The organism is Pediococcus ethanolidurans (assembly GCF_001437405.1).
GTDB classification, from domain to species: domain Bacteria; phylum Bacillota; class Bacilli; order Lactobacillales; family Lactobacillaceae; genus Pediococcus; species Pediococcus ethanolidurans.
The window spans coordinates 59,626-76,957 of sequence record NZ_JQBY01000004.1 but is presented as its reverse complement, the minus strand read 5'-3'; the positions used below and the strand labels follow the sequence as shown (position 1 = coordinate 76,957).

16 protein-coding genes are annotated in these 17,332 nt (G+C 37.0%); 13 read left to right on the top strand and 3 right to left on the bottom strand.

Going from position 1 to position 17,332, the window contains the following annotated elements; translation table 11 throughout:
* Positions 1-97 precede the first annotated feature (97 nt).
* Complete coding sequence (locus IV87_RS02715; protein ID WP_057805372.1) at positions 98-652, top strand: GNAT family N-acetyltransferase; 555 nt, start codon at positions 98-100, stop codon at positions 650-652.
* Positions 653-1,375: 723 nt separating this feature from the next.
* Here the strand turns inward: IV87_RS02715 and IV87_RS02710 are convergent.
* Complete coding sequence (locus IV87_RS02710) at positions 1,376-1,738, bottom strand: DUF1304 domain-containing protein (RefSeq protein WP_057805371.1); 363 nt, start codon at positions 1,736-1,738, stop codon at positions 1,376-1,378.
* A 225-nt stretch (positions 1,739-1,963) separates the two neighbouring features.
* On the opposite strand from IV87_RS02710, the gene IV87_RS02705 reads away from it, so the two are divergent.
* The gene (locus tag IV87_RS02705; protein ID WP_057805370.1) at positions 1,964-3,214 is read left to right on the top strand and encodes a CPBP family intramembrane glutamic endopeptidase; all 1,251 of its coding nucleotides are present in this window, start codon (positions 1,964-1,966) and stop codon (positions 3,212-3,214) included.
* A gap of 63 nt (positions 3,215-3,277) precedes the next feature.
* Here the strand turns inward: IV87_RS02705 and IV87_RS02700 are convergent, their stop codons facing one another.
* Complete coding sequence (locus IV87_RS02700) at positions 3,278-3,880, bottom strand: nitroreductase family protein (RefSeq protein WP_057805369.1); 603 nt, start codon at positions 3,878-3,880, stop codon at positions 3,278-3,280.
* A gap of 171 nt (positions 3,881-4,051) precedes the next feature.
* Between IV87_RS02700 and IV87_RS02695 the strand changes: the two genes are divergently transcribed.
* The 6 genes from IV87_RS02695 (at position 4,052) to IV87_RS02670 (ending at position 8,953) form a co-directional block, all read left to right on the top strand.
* Entirely contained in the window at positions 4,052-5,764 is a 1,713-nt protein-coding gene (locus IV87_RS02695) for an SH3-like domain-containing protein (RefSeq protein ID WP_057805368.1), read from the top strand.
* Between the two features lie 38 nt (positions 5,765-5,802).
* Complete coding sequence (locus IV87_RS02690; protein WP_057805367.1) at positions 5,803-6,270, top strand: VOC family protein; 468 nt, start codon at positions 5,803-5,805, stop codon at positions 6,268-6,270.
* 74 nt (positions 6,271-6,344) lie between these two features.
* Positions 6,345-6,668: a hypothetical protein gene (locus IV87_RS02685; protein ID WP_057805366.1), complete on the top strand. Its 324-nt coding sequence runs from the start codon at positions 6,345-6,347 to the stop codon at positions 6,666-6,668.
* A gap of 151 nt (positions 6,669-6,819) precedes the next feature.
* Positions 6,820-7,653, top strand: a complete 834-nt coding sequence (locus tag IV87_RS02680; RefSeq protein ID WP_057805365.1) for a YitT family protein — start codon at positions 6,820-6,822, stop codon at positions 7,651-7,653.
* Positions 7,654-7,723: 70 nt separating this feature from the next.
* Positions 7,724-8,338, top strand: coding sequence for a histidine phosphatase family protein (locus IV87_RS02675; protein ID WP_057805364.1), 615 nt, complete (start codon positions 7,724-7,726; stop codon positions 8,336-8,338).
* 99 nt (positions 8,339-8,437) lie between these two features.
* Positions 8,438-8,953, top strand: coding sequence for a hypothetical protein (locus IV87_RS02670; protein ID WP_057805363.1), 516 nt, complete (start codon positions 8,438-8,440; stop codon positions 8,951-8,953).
* Between the two features lie 480 nt (positions 8,954-9,433).
* On the opposite strand, the gene IV87_RS02665 is transcribed toward IV87_RS02670, so the two are convergent.
* Positions 9,434-11,290: an FAD/NAD(P)-binding protein gene (locus IV87_RS02665; protein WP_057805362.1), complete on the bottom strand. Its 1,857-nt coding sequence runs from the start codon at positions 11,288-11,290 to the stop codon at positions 9,434-9,436.
* Between the two features lie 162 nt (positions 11,291-11,452).
* Here IV87_RS02665 and IV87_RS02660 point away from each other — a divergent pair, with 162 nt between their 5' ends.
* The 5 genes from IV87_RS02660 to IV87_RS02640 all read left to right on the top strand — a co-directional run bounded on the left by IV87_RS02660 (position 11,453) and on the right by IV87_RS02640 (position 17,286).
* Positions 11,453-12,904 carry a glycoside hydrolase family 1 protein gene (locus tag IV87_RS02660; protein WP_057805361.1) on the top strand — a complete coding sequence of 484 codons (1,452 nt, stop codon included), beginning with the start codon at positions 11,453-11,455 and terminating at the stop codon, positions 12,902-12,904.
* A gap of 275 nt (positions 12,905-13,179) precedes the next feature.
* Entirely contained in the window at positions 13,180-13,467 is a 288-nt protein-coding gene (locus IV87_RS02655; protein ID WP_057805360.1) for an AbrB/MazE/SpoVT family DNA-binding domain-containing protein, read from the top strand.
* Positions 13,451-13,816, top strand: a complete 366-nt coding sequence (locus tag IV87_RS02650) for a type II toxin-antitoxin system PemK/MazF family toxin (protein WP_236698957.1) — start codon at positions 13,451-13,453, stop codon at positions 13,814-13,816. Before IV87_RS02655 ends, IV87_RS02650 begins: the two co-directional genes overlap by 17 nt.
* A gap of 505 nt (positions 13,817-14,321) precedes the next feature.
* The gene (locus IV87_RS02645) at positions 14,322-15,974 is read left to right on the top strand and encodes a peptide ABC transporter substrate-binding protein (RefSeq protein WP_057805359.1); all 1,653 of its coding nucleotides are present in this window, start codon (positions 14,322-14,324) and stop codon (positions 15,972-15,974) included.
* A 592-nt stretch (positions 15,975-16,566) separates the two neighbouring features.
* Positions 16,567-17,286, top strand: coding sequence for a gamma-glutamyl-gamma-aminobutyrate hydrolase family protein (locus IV87_RS02640; protein ID WP_057805358.1), 720 nt, complete (start codon positions 16,567-16,569; stop codon positions 17,284-17,286).
* The last annotated feature ends 46 nt before the right edge of the window (positions 17,287-17,332 follow it).

Sequence of the window (17,332 nt, the reverse complement as noted above, 5' to 3'; positions counted from 1 at the left end):
AAAACAACCTGATTCAGTGAAATGTCAAAAATATTCAAATTGACTTTTAATGTTTATTGGCTTATATTTATTGGCAATTTAACGAGGAGGTTGAAGGATGACAATTGAGGAAAAACTATTACTTAATAATCATTTAGAAACGCAACGGTTGTTATTAAGACCAGTTACGGTTGAAGATGCGGAGGATATGTACGAGTATGCGAGCGATTCGGAAACTGTAAAGTATATTTATGCGCGTCATAAAAGTCTTGATGACACAAGAACTCAGATTCTCAATTATTTTGTGAAGGATCCTGAAGGCAAGTGGGGGATAGAATTAAAAAGTAGTCATAAATTGATCGGCAGTATTGATTTTCGTTTAGATGCTAAAGATTTAAAGGCTGAAATTGGGTATGCAATCGGTCGTAATTATTGGGGGAACGGTTTTGCCCCAGAAGCGGCTAAACGACTTTTGAAAATGGGTTTTAATGATTTAGGATTGAAACGGATTGATGCTTTGCATTGTTCAGAAAATCTGAAGTCGGGGCGTGTGATGCAGAAAATTGGCATGCAAAAAGAGGGACTTTTGAAAAATAACACGCAGCTTAAAGGTCGAACTGTTGATGATGTTTTGTATGCTATTACGGATGATCAGTGGCAAAATCAGCAATAATTTTCTGCGAGCATTTTAATTGTAACCGATTGCAGGACGTGATATTATAATGGTGAGGAAGGGATAGGATCCCAACCGTAAAGTTCTTCTCAGAAAGATCGCTAACTGGTTAAATTTGAATCAGTCCAGTAAACGAATGTTTTAAAAACATCATCTACAGACGTGATGTCAAAAAAGAGTCTGGGATTGAGTTAGAGATAGACAGTTAACGAGGGAACACCTTAGTTTGTTGGAGGATTTTCAACATCGATAAGATAAACTGTATGAACGATCGAAGTGTTCGCTAAAGCTTGAGGCAGTGTGGAATCAGTAGGAGACTACTTGAATCGCACCGGTAGATAGAAAAATGAAAAATTCAAGTGGGCTAGAACGAAGATCGATAAGGCACAATTAGTGAGAATAGCGAATGTTAGCAAGTTGTGATGTTGCGCAAGGTCTTACGAAACAAAAAAGTTAGTTGTGAAGGTGTAAGATTATTTCAAAAAGCACAGTATTAATAGGTTGGGAAGCTTCCTCATAAGGGAATCCAAGAAATGAGAAGATCTTGGGTTCTTTTTTTGTGCCATGTGTGAAATAAAACGATAATGAAAAAAATAGACGCGTTAGAGGTGGAAAATTTCCACGAGAGACGTGTCTATTCCTATTTACTACTTTAGTAAGCCATTTAAAAAAGGCTGAGAAATGAAATCGAATTACAGGCAAGATTTATCATGCTTAAGTTTTTTACAAAAATAACAAAACAAACACAACTGTAGCAGGTAAAAGTTGCAACGTAAAAATCTTCTTAGTTGCAGTTAATCCTCCATAAGTACCAACGATCATAACAAAAAACATTAATAAACGCATGATTGTCAATAATGTGGATCCACTGAAAAAGAATAGGACACTAATAATTAATAGTCCAAGGGCACCATTATAAATACCTTGATTACTCAATGCAGTTTGAGAGTGTTCTTGGTTAACAAATGTGAACGGCATATCAAAAGCCTTTGCCTGCGTTTTTGGACCTGCAAACATTTCTAGAAACATAATTCCTAAATGTTCAAGTCCCACTAACGCGGCTAAAAAAAGTGCGAATGTTGTCATAATTTCCTCCTAATTGATATTAGTTTCTATTGTAGAGCATTTATACTTTCGTGCCAATAGATAGTATCAGTGCTAATAAACTTTCAAAAAATGATTTTTATAGTGATAACTAATAGTAATTTTGTGCTATTTGCAATTATACCCGTTAGGAATTACGATTATGTTTAGTTGTAGAATTTTATAGATTTGAAGAAATCTCAAAATGAAATTATCGGGGGAGTAAATATGATTCATAAATTATCAAAAAAACAAGTTAATATATTAAAGCAGTGGTATATTTGGCAGTTGACGATCGGTTTTGTGACCTATATTGGTGTACTTGTCTCAAGAGCTTTGTCAAAACAACATGCACCGTTATCGAGTAGGCAACTTGTGGTGATTATTATTAGTTTTGTAGTGATGGGGCTGGCAATTAAGATTCCATTTGAAAAAGCATTAGAACCTAGTCAAAAAATTAGATGGATTTTGCGAAAATGCAATTATTATTTTCAAACTATAGGACAAGCACTCCTGTTGCCACTTAGTTTCTCATTTGTGATGCTATTGATACATCAAGTTACGCATATTAATTTTTTTGTTTTGGCAATAATATTTTTAATATATCTGTTGTTTATGTATATTCCAATGACGTATTTTGTTTATGCCAAGATTGAATCCTTGGTAGGTCGTATAATTTTATTGTGTGAACTTATTGCTCAAGGAATTTTTGCTGGATCGCAGTTAATTTTGGAATTTACCAAACCGGCACAGATTGGACATGTAATTCAAACAATTGATAATACTCAGGTTGCCGATGTGATTAGCGTTTTAATTAGTGTGGCATTTTTGATGTATTTATGGGGATTTAAATTACCTAATTTTACTTTTTCTAAAAAAGCTAGTTGGATTGTAATAAGCTTTTTAATTGTTTTCTCAGTTTGGTATGTAATCTGGAATGGCTTTGGTGATGGTGGTAAAGTTTCTGACGTTCTATTCAAATACGATATTACAATGGATAAAATTAACTTAAAAATGGTATTGACATCACTGGAAACGGTCATGGAAGAGTGGCTTTTTCGTTTTGCAATTCTTTCTTTGTTATTAAGGGCCCTTCAAAAACATGCACATCAAATCGAATGGGCTGTAATCATTAATGGTGTTTTATTTGGGTTGTGGCATTTCAGCAATGGTTTTTCTGGACAAGCTTGGTCAGCTACTTTTGAACAAATGCTTTCCGCTGGAGCAGCCGGAATGCTGTTTGCTGCTATATATTTGTACACACAGAATTTGGCCTTTCCAATCATTTTTCATTTTTTGAATGACTTTTTAGGTCTATCAAGTTCAGCGGATATGACCATGTCAGCACCTGCATCACTTGATTGGATCACGACACTTGGACAAGTAATTATTTTTATATTGATCGTGGCTTTTTTAATTACTGGGAAACGCAAGAAAGTAATCCAAGAAACACTTGATTATCAGTATACTACGGCATAAAATTGCCTCTAAATAGCTGTCTTTTACGACGCTGTTTAGAGGTATTTATTTAAATAAAATATTTTATTTTAAAACTTTAAATCGATCACTATCTGCCACGTACGTTTTTGCAGCCGCCGCCTTTTCAATAGAGCCAAAAGGCATTTGACCACGTAATTCCCAATCCATTGGAATATCAAAAGCCAGACGAACTTCACCATCAATTAATGGATTGTAATGCTGTAAATTAGCACCAATATGGTTGTCCGCTAGAGCCGTCCAAACATTTTGTTGCGCACCACCAATGCCTTGTTCTGCCCACGGTGCAATGTTTACCGCATACAATGGAACTTGCTTTTCATAGTCGGCCACAACACTGAGGTCGGTAAAATACAAAATTGTGCCATATGCAGCTTTGAAACTGGCAACTTTTTGTTTGGTGTTAGCATACACTTGTTCGTTAGGAACTTCGGACTTTAAGCGATTAGCAACAATATCCCAAAGTTGATCATGTTTTTCACCATAAAGGATTACGGCACGTGTTGTTTGGGCATTAAATGAAGTTGGTGATTCTCGAACCGCCGTTTCTACTAACTGATTAATGTCGGATTCTGGCAAAGTCACATTTTTACCTAAATTATAGATGGAGCGACGTTCTTTTAGGATATCAAGATATCTAGTATTCATTTTCTAATCTTCCTCTCAATATTATTCCTAATTTATCGTATCACTTATATTTCGTAAGTAAAGTGATTGATAAATGTTGCAATCTAGTTACCATTAAGCAAATGATAAATTTTCAAAATTAGTAATGGTAGAATTAGATGGAAGAGTTAAGTAAAAGGGGTAAGAATCATTATGAATATTCATGTAAAAAAAGAAATTAAACGGGCACTGTTGGCCGGGACGGCGATGCTAATGTTGACAACGCCGGCATTTGCTAGCACTCAACATACGGTGACTGGAAATAAAGCAGTCAGTCATACTGCGAAGGTCGTGATTCGTCAGTATCGAGCTAAATCAAATAAAAAAAGAATCTACACACTGAAGTCAGCTGGTCACAGTAAATATACGTTAAAAGCTAAATATTACGTACATAGTTTTACTAAGTTCACATTAGAGAGAACCGCAAAGGTCAGTGGTAAAACGTATTACGAGGTAAAGAGTCCCGCTGGATACACTGGCTGGATCTGGTCGGGTTATCTTGGCAATCCGACAACGTACTATAGTAAGCTTTCAGCCAAAACACTTCGGATTAAATCAAATGCGACAAATGATTTCTATAACCATGTTCCTGGCGGTGATTATGGGAATGGTAAACTTACGCACTATGGTAAAAACTACCGTGGTAAAACAGTTACTGTTACTGGTGAAGCTAAAAAAGTTTACAAAATTCACTATTTTCGTGTGTCTTATAATGGGAAAAGCTTTGGCTGGATTTACGGTGGTGCCCTACAAAAAATTCCTGCAGTTACCAAGAAAATAGTTAATGGTATGCCGGTTTATACCCAATCAGCAGTGGCTTTGAAGGCTTTCAGTACGAGCAAATACTCATACGTAAATAATCCAAATTACTTTTTAAATGCACCTAGTTCATATGGTGAGGCACCTGGATATTCTAAATTATTTAATACAGTTGCAAACACAATTAAACGAAAAAAAGGGACTGGTAAAACAGACTTCACAACGGATCTTTATTTGCCAGGTACAGTCAAAAAGAGTGGTGATTTGGCTAATGCACAAAGTGTTGTTATTGATGGAGATACTGCTTATGTGATGAATGAAAGTAAAAGTAAAACTAACGATCAAGGCTTTGTAGTTAAATATAATTTGCCAAAATTAAGAAAACTTGCGAGTGATTCCAAAGATTTATCTGTCTTAAGACGAGCTGCTAATCGTAAAATGAAGGGTGAGACGTTAACGGATGACGAAAAAGCTGCGTTAACATGCATGACGATTGGACCAACATTCACTACAGGTCATGGACAAACAATGGCACTTAATCCAAAAACACACCAAATTTGGTTTATTGGTAAAAGTGGAACAAGTACGGAAACAAGTAATATTCAAGAATTAAACAAAAGCACGTTACGTTCCGATAAAGAAATTGACTTTAAAATGGGTCAAAATCAAACAACACCAAGTACACTAACTTTTGATAGCAATGGTAACTTCTACGCATATGTTAAAAACGCAGCGGCTTGGGCACCTACTAATAGTTTGAAACTTTATAAGGGCGTTATTAATTCAAATAATACGGTCCAAATTAGTTTAGTCATGCAAGGGTTGAAGTATGCACCTGGAACGCATTCACAATCAATGGGATTTAATGCAGTTAATCAACGATTGTACTTTGTTTCAGATGGGAGTATTCTATCTGTGCCAGTTGCTAAATTAGGAAAACTGTCTGTTAAGGATGTACGTTCTGAACAATTTCAAACTTTTGATATTGATAACAAGAAAATCAATACTCGTGAATTTGAAGGTCTAACTTTTGATCAAACAGGGACTGGTTATCTATTAACTATTCGTGGCGTTGAATTAATGCGGGCAACTAGTTCAAACTTTTAGCAAATAACTCAATCAGACTTTTTCGGGAGGAATTAAATATGACGGCTCATAGTGCAATTTATCCTTATCTAACTTTTTCCAATACAAAAGAAGCGCTTGACTACTACAAAACAGTTTTTAATGCCCAGGACATTGTTCGATTACCAGTAACTAAAGAAGCTGCAACGGCTATGCATGTTCCTAATGACGTGAATTTTTCACAAATGACTATGCATGCAGTTTTTACAGTGTTGGGCGTGTGGTTGTACGCATCAGATAATTTTGAACAAAATCAGAACTTAACTAATAGTACGCGGTTACTAATTGATATCGATAGTGATAACGAAAAAGTGTTAACGGCAGCGCAAACGTTATATCAACAATTAACGCAAGAACCATCAGTTAAGATTAATATGCCATTGGCCGATCAAGGCTGGGGCGCTAAACTAGCAATGTTGACGGATAAATTTGGTGTTCAGTGGATGCTACAAATTCGTTCTTGGTCAAAAACGCAGAATCAGAATTAAAGTCGTTCATCTTGTTTTGGCAGCAACTTTTGAGATATAATGCAAGTTATAATATGCAGAAGTGAGGTTGAACAATGATATCGGTATTTGATGTAGTGCGAATTAGTCGGATTGATCATACTGTGGTGAATAGTCGTCAGTTAGTCATTACCGATGAAAATGGGAAACCGAATGGTCTATTAACAGATTTGCTGCGCGATGTTGTCGAAAAAATAAATATTTTTATGACAATTTCTTTAAGTACCACGGTAGATGATGTGTTAGTTTCGTTAAGCAACAACACACCGTTGCCAGCTGATGCCTTGGTAGAATACGAAAAAATTCTAACGGAGACGGTTACTAATATTAATTTTGCGCCGCGAAAAAGTGTGATTGAATTGGTTCTGGATCATCATTAAAAAAGAAAAAAATTGGGACATGAGAATTTTTCTCTAGTCTCAATTTTTTTATTCTTAATATTTGATAAAAAATTATACACATCATTAGCTTTTTTTACTGAAATTTGTAATAATTAGGTTAGATATTTAAAACGAAAGAAAAGGTGATGTGATGAAAAAAAGAGAATTTCATTGGTTGACTCAAATGGGCTTAATTATAGTGGCTCTCGAAATTATCGCCATTAGTATAAACATGTTTTACGCACCTCATAACGTTGCTTCAGGAGGAACAACCGGAATTGCAATTCTGTTACACGAAAGCTTCGGTTTCAACATGTCACTTGTTGTCCTGATTTTAAACGTTGCAATGCTGGTATTATCCTATTTTACTTTGGATAAGGCCACAACATTGCGAATTACGTTTGGTAGTCTATTTTTACCGATCTGTTTAGCCCTAACTCCACAGATCAAGTTGGTTGATGATCGATTATTAGCCGTGATCGTGGGTGGTGCCATTTTTGCTGCAGGAGTTGCACTTTTATACCACATCGACGCCTCTAGTGGCGGGACAACGGTACCACCATTGATTTTCAAAAAGTATTTCAATATAAAAACGTCGTTTGGCCTTTTAGCGATTGATGGACTGGTTTGTTTTTTCAACGTGTTTGTTTCTGGTTTTGAGGCCTTCTTTTTAGCAATCCTCTCCTCAATTCTGACCATGTTTATTATGAATTACATTGAAACTGGCCTGGATCGAAAAAAAGTAATTTATATCATGAGTGATGATAATTTGGAAGAGGTTAAACATAGTTTGGTAACCGTGATGGAAAAGGGATTGACCATTTTTGATGTCAAAGGTGGTTATACAGGTGATCAAAAACAAATGTTAATGATTGTTGTCGAAAATGCTGAGTATCAACACATTTTAAATCGAATTCACGCGGTGGCTCCTGATGCGTTTGCGCTTGTGTACAATGTGGCGGAAGTTCGGGGTGGAAATCTGTAAAAGCGTTTTGAATTCTTGCTTAAGAGCTGTAGTATGTAATTAATAACTATAGATAAAGTGGGGATTAAACATGACTAATTTTTACATTGTGCGCCATGGCGAAACACGTGGAAATATTATGGGCTTTAAACAGGGGCAAATCGATGGTGAGCCTTCACAACTTGACGAAAAAGGCATCGAACAGGCCAGAACGTTGCATGACCATTTTGACATCAGCTTTGCGGATCGAATTATGGTTAGTCCGTTGACACGTGCACAGGACACGGCAGATTTATTGAATGAAGGCCGCAATTTGCCGATTGAGGTTGACGATCGTTTACTAGAAATCTCATATGGTGATTGGGATGGTCAGTATGATACGGACTTAAAAGCTAAGTATGGCAAGTATTTTATTCCTGGCAGTAATGCAATCTATCCTGACTATTATGAAGTAGCAAATGGTGAAAAATTTACGGATGTAGAAAATCGAGTCGCGCAGTTTACTGATGAAATTCGTCAGAAGTATGCAAATCAAAATATTATAATTGTGACGCATGGATTTACGGTTCGTAGTTTTGCCCAGAATGCAGTGAAAGCAGCGGATCCATTAGCGTTTAAAGAACCGTTAAATTGCAGTGTGACAAAAATTGAAGTAGCAGAAAATGGGCAACAAGGTTTGTACTACTATGGCAGAGTGTTTGCATAATAGTGAACAGCGCCAATTTGATTTTGGAGAAATAAACTTACAAGAATAAATAAGCGAAAAAATTAAAAACATAATCACTTTTACAAAAAGGAGAATCTCATGAAAAAAACAACTCTATTGCTGCTTTCTTCCACATTCTTTTTACTAGGTGGATGTGCAAATAATTCAAATAATTCGCAATCAAAAAATGATGAAACAAGTTCTTCAGTTTCTAAAACCAGTTCTTCAAAGAAAAGTTCAACTGTAAGTGAGACTTCATCTAGTCAAGTGGTTGATAGTGATAATGAAACAACATTGTTATCAAGTACTTGGCAATTCGACAAATTTACTGTACATCAAATTGAAGCTGAAATTGATGATGGGCAGCTAGAAGTAAAAGTTGAATGGCAACCTAATACAGAGAAACGAGCCGCATTTTCCAATTTTGGCCAAGTTAAAGTTACACAGAATGGTCAAACTTTGAGTTCAGTTGAACAAGATGATGATTTTGATGCGGATGAGGCCATTCGTGATCTTGATCTGACTTACAGATATCAGAATAAAACTAATCCGGTTAAAATTGAAATCAGTTCGGCAGATGGTGGAAAACATGCTGTTAGCTTTAAATTACAGTAGGTGAAGTGTGCTTTACTACTCTATGAACTTTTTATGCTTACTAATAGAACCACATAAATGAACAAAGCTTTTGATGGGAATTTCTCGTGCTCTCGCTTTGCTGTGTTTATGTGGTTCTTTTGTTTTTGCTTCACTCACTAGTTTAGGACAGCTCCGCAAAACAGAGCCAGATAAATAAACAAAGCTCTCAATCAGGCATTCTCCTGACTTTCGCTTCGTCTATTTATGCGACTCTTTCGTTTTTGCTTCACTCGCTGATTTTAGGACAGCTCCTGAAAACAGCCCACAAAATATAAGCACGCCTAACGCAGGATTTCATCCCGCTATCGGCGCGCTTATATTTTGTGGGCTTAACGTTTTCCGTCACTCACTAGTTTTAGGACAGTTCCGCAAAACAGTCTCGTAGCAATAACCAAGGTTCCCAGTCAGGACTTCTCCTGACTTTCACCTCGCTTATTGCTACGAGACTTTCGTTTTGCTTCACTCACTATATGTCATCATCTGGTTCGCTATCGTATCCGCCATTCTCAATCGGACATCATTCACACTTGGAATCGGACTTCCATTTGTCAACCAATGACGGCCCTCCGTCGTAATTCCCCACACATACACATTTGGCACCGGCGTCCCATCATTATCAATCAACTCCGCCGTTTCCGTTGTCACATCCATCGCACCCAACTGCTCAGTACTACCATCCTTAAAATGCAATTCATACGGCCGCGCCATTCCCGTCTTCAACAAATCCTGAATCAGTGGATTCTTACTAATTCGAATATCAATCGATGCCAATCGCGCTTCAATCACGTCCGTCACCGGCACTTTATATTCTGGGAACAACTCGGAATACGTCACAAAATGTGTCTGTTCCGTTGCTAATTGTAATTTTGGTCCTAAAATTTCAACCACTCCAGCCTTAATCAAAGCCAATAGCTGTTCTAATCGTAAAATTGGCGGTCCCACTGCAAGAAAACTATTAAAACTGTTGAAACCACCTAAAATATCCTTTGCATAGTCTTCATCAGAAATTAACTTGTAAGTAATGACTTTTCGAATGTTAGTACGCAACTCACGCAAAGTATCCATTGCACTGGCAAACGGACCTGTCTTATTTCCTCGTTTGGCCTCCGCAATGTCTTGCTCCAGATACGCTAACATGACTTGTTTAAAATCGTCAGCCGTTTTCACATTTCCTTCGGGATGCGCAAGTTGATCCCAATTTAAGCGATCGTCTTTAGCGATTCCATAGCTATCCAAGACGTGATCCGAGAGCGGATCCTTTTGAAAAGCTTGTTCAAATTCATGAAAACTAATTCCCGTATATTTTTGTGCGACTAGTTTGGTGTAATACGTACATGCCACGTCGGAATAAATGTAATTTAAAAACTCTTGACCACTCATTTGTTCCTGATGACGAATCATATGGGCTACCAGTTGGTTCGACAAAAAGTAGAGTGGACGTGTTTCACCCACAACCTTTTGATCAAATCCCCGTGCGTGATAAGGAAAACCGCGACCTGATCCGGCAAAGATCTTGGGTTCTTCACCCGAGGCCTGATAAGTTAAGGTATCATCCGAATTGCGATAAAACCTACCACCGCGATGCTGAGTCAACATAATCATGGCATCCATAAAGTTTAAACCAAGACCGCGCAACAGGATATGACTGTGGGCGGGAATTTTATCAAAATCTTGTTCAGCTGGATAACCAGTTCGCAGATAAGTTAAATGATGCGCATGTGCAAACTGAGTTAAGTCTCTTTCGTGAGTAGAAAGTTGTGACATTCCTTCACCTAACGCCAATGAAACTCCGTCAAAAGTCTCCGCAGCATCATCAAAACGTAACTCATAAGTATGGTGAGTTAAACGTTTGATACCAGTTACGGTAGTTTTATGAAAAACAATATGAACGGTTTTTGAATTTTGTGCATAAAGTTGTTGATAAAACCATTCCTGATAAATTCCAAATAAGCCACGACTGGCATAACTCTCTGGAGTTAAATGGGCAATTTCATTTAAGAGATAGTTGGCTTTTTTATAATTGTTTTCTTTAATAAAAGTTGTGCCAGAACGACGTGCCCATTCAAGCAACGTCGGTCCAGGTATAACAGGGCCTTCCATTTCAATTGTATGATCTGTAAATAAGGTAATTTTTGCTGCTAAGGAATTCATCAAAAGCTCATGAGGTTGATCAGGTCGCCAAACACGACCAGCGATGCCCGCTGGATCAAACAAATGGATTTCAAGATTTGGAGCAGACACTCTTTTATTCCAAGCCAATAGGCGTTCAAGTGCCATTAAATTTCGTGGACCAGCACCAATAAGAGCTAATTTCATGATCAATCACCGCGTTTCTATAATTTCGATTCTTCCTACCATATCGTAGCACAGAATTCTACAAAAAGGCGGGGCAAGCATGATGATGAAAATAAGTTGACACCGCTTTCTAAAAACGGTTACACTAATCTTTGTAAATAAGTGAAAATTAGGAGGAAAACAATGACAACTGAATTTCCAAAGAATTTTTTATGGGGTGGCGCAACTGCTGCTAATCAAATTGAAGGCGCATGGGATGTTGATGGTAAAGGCGTTAGTGTCCAGGACTTGTTGACGGGTGGAACGATTGAAAAACCACGTCACTTCACAGCGACCATTGATCCAGATGCTTATTATCCTTCTCACACAGCTAGTGATTTTTATCATCACTACAAAGAAGACATCAAATTATTAGCGGATATGGGTTTTAAAACGTATCGCTTATCAATTGCATGGACCAGAATTTTTCCAAATGGTGACGATGAAAAGCCTAATCAAGCTGGCATTGATTTCTATCATAAAGTTTTCCAAGAATGTCATAAATATGGTATTGAGCCATTGGTGACAATTTCGCATTACGAAGTTCCGTATCATTTGACTGAAGCTTACGGTGGCTTTTTAAGTCGCAAAGTCATTGACTTCTTTGAAAATTATTGTCGAGTTTTATTTGAATCTTATAAGGATGAAGTTCATCTATGGCTTACGTTCAATGAAATTAACACTGCGTTAATGTTTGGTGGTGGTTACATTCAGGCTGGGGTTCCGGTTAAAGACGGCAGTTCAATTTTTGATGCTGTTTCTAAAGAGGCACGCCAAAATGCATTTCAGGCAGTGCACAATCAGTTGGTTGCAAGTGCTAAAGCAGTTAAATTAGCACATGAAATTAATCCTAAAAATAAAGTGGGTTGCATGATTGCGGGTTCTGAAGTTTATCCCCTGACACCAGATCCAAAAGACGTTATATTAGCGCAACAACAGATGGAAATGAATAATTTCTATTGTGGTGATGTTCATGTCCGCGGCGCTTATCCAGCGTTTGCTAAAAAGTACTGGCGTGATAATGATATTCATTTAAATGTGGATCCAAGCGATGCAGCAACTTTGAAGGCTGGTACGGTCGACTTTTATAGCTTTAGTTACTATTCATCTGGTGCAGTAACTGTTCATCCAGACAAACAAGAAAAAGTAAGTGGCAATATGTCGGCGGGAACCAAGAACCCTTATCTGAAGTATAGTGATTGGGGCTGGAGCATGGACCCAGAAGGTTTACGTATCTATTTGAACCAAGTTTATCAACGCTATCAAATTCCGTTGATGATTGTAGAAAATGGTTTGGGCGCATACGACAAGGTTGAAGCTGATGGTTCTATTAATGACGACTATCGAATTGACTATTTGCGTGGTCATGTGGCAGCGATGAAAGAGGCGTTGGATGATGGCGTTGATCTGATTGGCTATACGCCATGGGGATGTATTGACTTGGCGTCAGCAAGTACAGGTCAGATGTCGAAACGCTATGGTTTTATTTACGTAAATCGTCACGATGATCAAACAGGCGATTACTCCAGAACACCTAAGAAGAGCTTTTATTGGTATAAAAAAGTGATTGAAAGCAATGGGAAAGAAATAGAGTAAAAATATTTAATTTTTGGGGATATTAAATTTTAAAGATAGAAAAGTAAGAGATCGGGAAACACATTTTCGGTCTCTTTTTGAATGCAATTTTTTTGGTAAACATACTCGATTGAGGAGGCATAAGTGAATAATTTCAGTTGTCTGTTTGAAGAAGCGTATTTGCACTATATTTATAAAACATATGTTACAATATTGCTGAAGTAAGACGTCTTACATCTTACTTGATAATCTATAGTGATATTCAACGCAATATTTAATATTGGAGGTTATACTATATGGCTACTATAACTAGCAAATCATCTAAATTATCGAGTCGAGGGCAAGTGGTAATTCCTGCTGATATTCGTAAAAAAATGAATTTAAATTCAGGTGATAAGCTTAATTTTAAAATAGATGATTTTGGTCAACTCACAATTAATAAATTACCAACTGACAATGATTGGCAAAAATTAATTGCTGAAATTCCGGTTGAAAAAGTTGTGAAAGATAAAGATGGTAAAGTAGATGCTAAAAAAAGTCCTGACTTTGCTGCTTGGATGAGTGGCAATGATGACGCCTATTAAACCGATGACATTATTTCTAGTTAATGTCCCTTTTGATGATCAAAATAAAGCCAAATATCGTCCAGCACTTGTTGTTGCCCGTGGAAATAAGGTAATTTTTATCTTTAAGATTACAAGTCAAGACAAAACAAAATCAAAGCTTATTAAAAAGGTTTACTATCCCATAAAACTGTGGCGAAAAGCGGGTTTGCGAAAACAATCTTATATTGATATTCATAAACAATACGCAATTGATTTTAAAGAATTTCAACATCAGAAACCAATTGGCAGTTTGACTGATGAAGACATTTATGGACTGGCTCAATTTATTAAAGTACATCAAGTTGATATTACAAAAATAAACTCGTAAAAAAGATTCACCTCGATCTTTATTCAAATGAATAAAGTTTTTTAAATACGAAAAAGTTGTTAGGTACGGAATTATACTTGGTAAATTCAATTGTCTACAAAATAAATAACAATTAAATTTGATTTTTACTTGACTTACAATAAGTAATTGGATAATCTAGGTATTGGAATAACCAAACGGAAAGGAAGATAATTATGACGAATACACGAATGCAAGTTGAATGTTGTACAGCATGTTGTCAAAACAACATGGTTATTTGTGTAACTGCAGACTGTAATTATCTTTCGCTAAAATGGGCCTAGTTTTTTAACATAGGTCAAAGTGAAACCGGCTAATTGCGTAATGCAGTTGGTCGGTTTTTTTGTTTGGTATTTGAAAGGGCGTGATGCTGGATGTCACCAGGTTGTCCGTGTTGGAATAAAAATGATTCAAAAGTAGGCACAAAGATTCGCGTTATGAAGTATAAAGAAGATTTCTAAAATAATTTTTTGGGGAGTTTAAGCATATGAAGAAAAAATGGACAATTTTAACGACCGTTTCTGCCGCACTATTATTGGTGTTGGCAGGATGCGGTAGTCAGAGCTCAACAGGTGGTTCTGGGAAGTTAGCAACAAAGCAAGTACTTAATTTATCGGCCGATGCACCACTAGATACGATTGATATTGCTAAGGCCACAGGTTACGGGCAGACAGGAAATGTATTTGAAAGTCTTTACCGATTAGGCAATAAAGGTAAACCAATTGCCGGATTAGCATCATCTGGCACAGTTTCAAAAGATGGCAAAACTTGGACGTTTAAAATTCGTAAGAACGCGAAGTTTAGTAATGGTCAAAAAATTACAGCCCAAGATTTTGTTTACTCTTGGCAACGAACATTAAATCCAAATACAAAATCACAGTATGCATACTTATTCTCAGGAATCAAAAATGCTGATAAGATTAATTCAGGTAAGTTGAGTCCTTCAAAATTAGGTGTTTCTGCACCTAACAAACAAACTTTCGTAGTTAAGTTAGATGAACCAATTGCTTACTTTAAGGTTTTAATGACCTACCCATTGTTCTCACCAGTAAGTAAAAAAGTAATTGACAAGTATGGCAGCAAGTATGCCACAACTTCTAAATACATGGTATACACAGGCCCATTCAAGATGACTGGCTGGAAAGGTACCAATGATCACTGGTCATTTGTTAAAAACAACCAGTATTGGGATAAGAGTAAAGTTAAATTAAGTAGAATTAACTATTCTGTTAATGAAAATCCTTCAACAATTTTGAGTTTGTATCAATCTAAGAAATTAGACATGGCACAACTTTCAAGTACCCAAATTAAAAATTACAAGAACAACGCCGATTATCAGACAGTGCCATATAGTATTACGCGTTTCTTAGCTTTTAACTTTAAAGCATCTAACTCAAAAGTACGAAAAGCTATGAACAATAAGCATATCCGTCAGGCAATTTCATTAGCGGTAAATCGTAAACAGTTAATTAATAAGGTTATTGGGGATGCTTCAACGACTCCAAAAGGGTTTGTACCAACTAACTTGGCGAATAATCCTAAAACTGGACAGGACTTTGCCAAAGAAGCTTATCTTAAGGGAACCGTTGATTACGATAGTACTAAGGCTGAAAAGCTTTGGAAACAAGGCTTGAAAGAAATTGGGGCTAAGTCGTTAACTATAACTTTGATGTCTACAAATGATAATGATGATAAAAATATTTCTGAATATTTCCAAGTACAACTACAAAATAAATTACCAGGAATGAAAGTAAATCTGGTTAATATTCCAGATAAGGTGGCTTACTCTCGCGCTTCCAAAGGTGATTTTGATATCTATGTTTCTGGATGGGGTGCAGACTTTACCGACCCAATTTCCCACTTACAGATCTTAACAACTAACAGTGGTTATAACTATGGTAAATGGAGTAATAGTAGCTACGATAAATTGATCGATAAAGCTCAAAACGCAGATGCTAACAATAAGAATAAACGGTGGGCAGACATGATTAAAGCTGATCAATTGGTCGTTAAAGAGGCTGCCATTGCGCCACTCTATCAAACAAATTACTCGTTCTTAATCAATCCAAAGGTTAAGGGAGTTATTCACAACACAGCTGGTACACAGTGGAATTATAAGACGGCGTACATTAACAAATAGTCGACTAATTTACATTTCTTAGGTGGTAAAAAACGACTGTGATTTTTCACCAAACAAAATAATTAAACGAACAAGCATTGTCAAAGACACCGATTTTTTTGCCAAGCGAGCGGCATAGAATTGGTGTTTTTGTCTACATAACTAAAGGTTGAAACTACAAAAACACGTCTCGTTGCCTGATAGAAAAGTGTTCATGGTAACAAGATTAGATTAGAATGCCGTCTTCCAGCAAATTTGGGTTGGAACGTAGTGGGCACGACTTAGAGCCGAAAAACACGTCTCTAAGCTCTGCCTTTATCTAAGCGAAGCCCGCTAAGATAAATGTCACTACTGAGCCCATTTGCTTCCAGACTAAGTCTAATTTTTGCAATCAATACATCGATATAAAAGTTATTATATCAGTGTTGCTGAGCATTATTGAAGCATCAAACGTTCTTAGTCCAGAGGCGATTGGTCTCGTGCCCATCCCGTTCCAGACCAGGCGAGCCGCAGGACGGCAGTTAAACCACTTTTCATGAACTAAACGTTTAACGCCAGTTACTGGAATCGTTTTGGTAGTTTCAATCTTTAACTACATAAGTGAGGTAAAAAAATGAAACCAAGAATTGGCATTGTCGGAAATTTATTTACGAAGGATTCCGAGCTGTTTTATCATAATCGGGCAACATACACTTTTCAGGGAAATATTGAAGCCATTGTACAAGCCGGCGGACTGCCCGTTGTCATCCCAATCCAGACCGAAAGCATGGCGAAAGATTATTTTAGGACGATTGATGGCTTATTTTTACCTGGTGGGCAAGATGTAACGCCAAGTTTGTATGGGCAAGAACCTAATCCATTACTCAAAGAAACTTCCCTAAAACGTGACCAATTTGAATTAGCTTTGTTTAACTTGGCCTGGGATGCGCATAAGCCAATTCTTGGCATTTGTCGGGGAGTTCAGTTAATTAATGTGGCGTTAGGTGGGACGTTGTATCAAGACCAAACCTTAATGACCCGTTCAGTGCTGGTTGAGCATGATCAAGCACCTGAAATTCGTGGTAACGTGGCAACCCATGAAGTTCAAGTTGAAGGTGAGCTACAAAAAATATTAGGAAAAAGAGTTTCGGTAAATTCATTACATCATCAAATGATTGCCAAACTGGCGCAACCTTTGAAAAAAGCCGCCTGGGCAGATGATGGTGTGATTGAAGCAGTTCAGCCAACTGACGCTGATCAGCCCTTATTAGGAATTCAGTGGCATCCGGAAATGATGCTGAAGCGACCAGAAATGCGCGCAATTTTTACCAAATATCTCACTTTTTTCAAGTAAATTGAATAATTTTATGTTTCAAATCAATCGCTTTGTCACTTCTTAT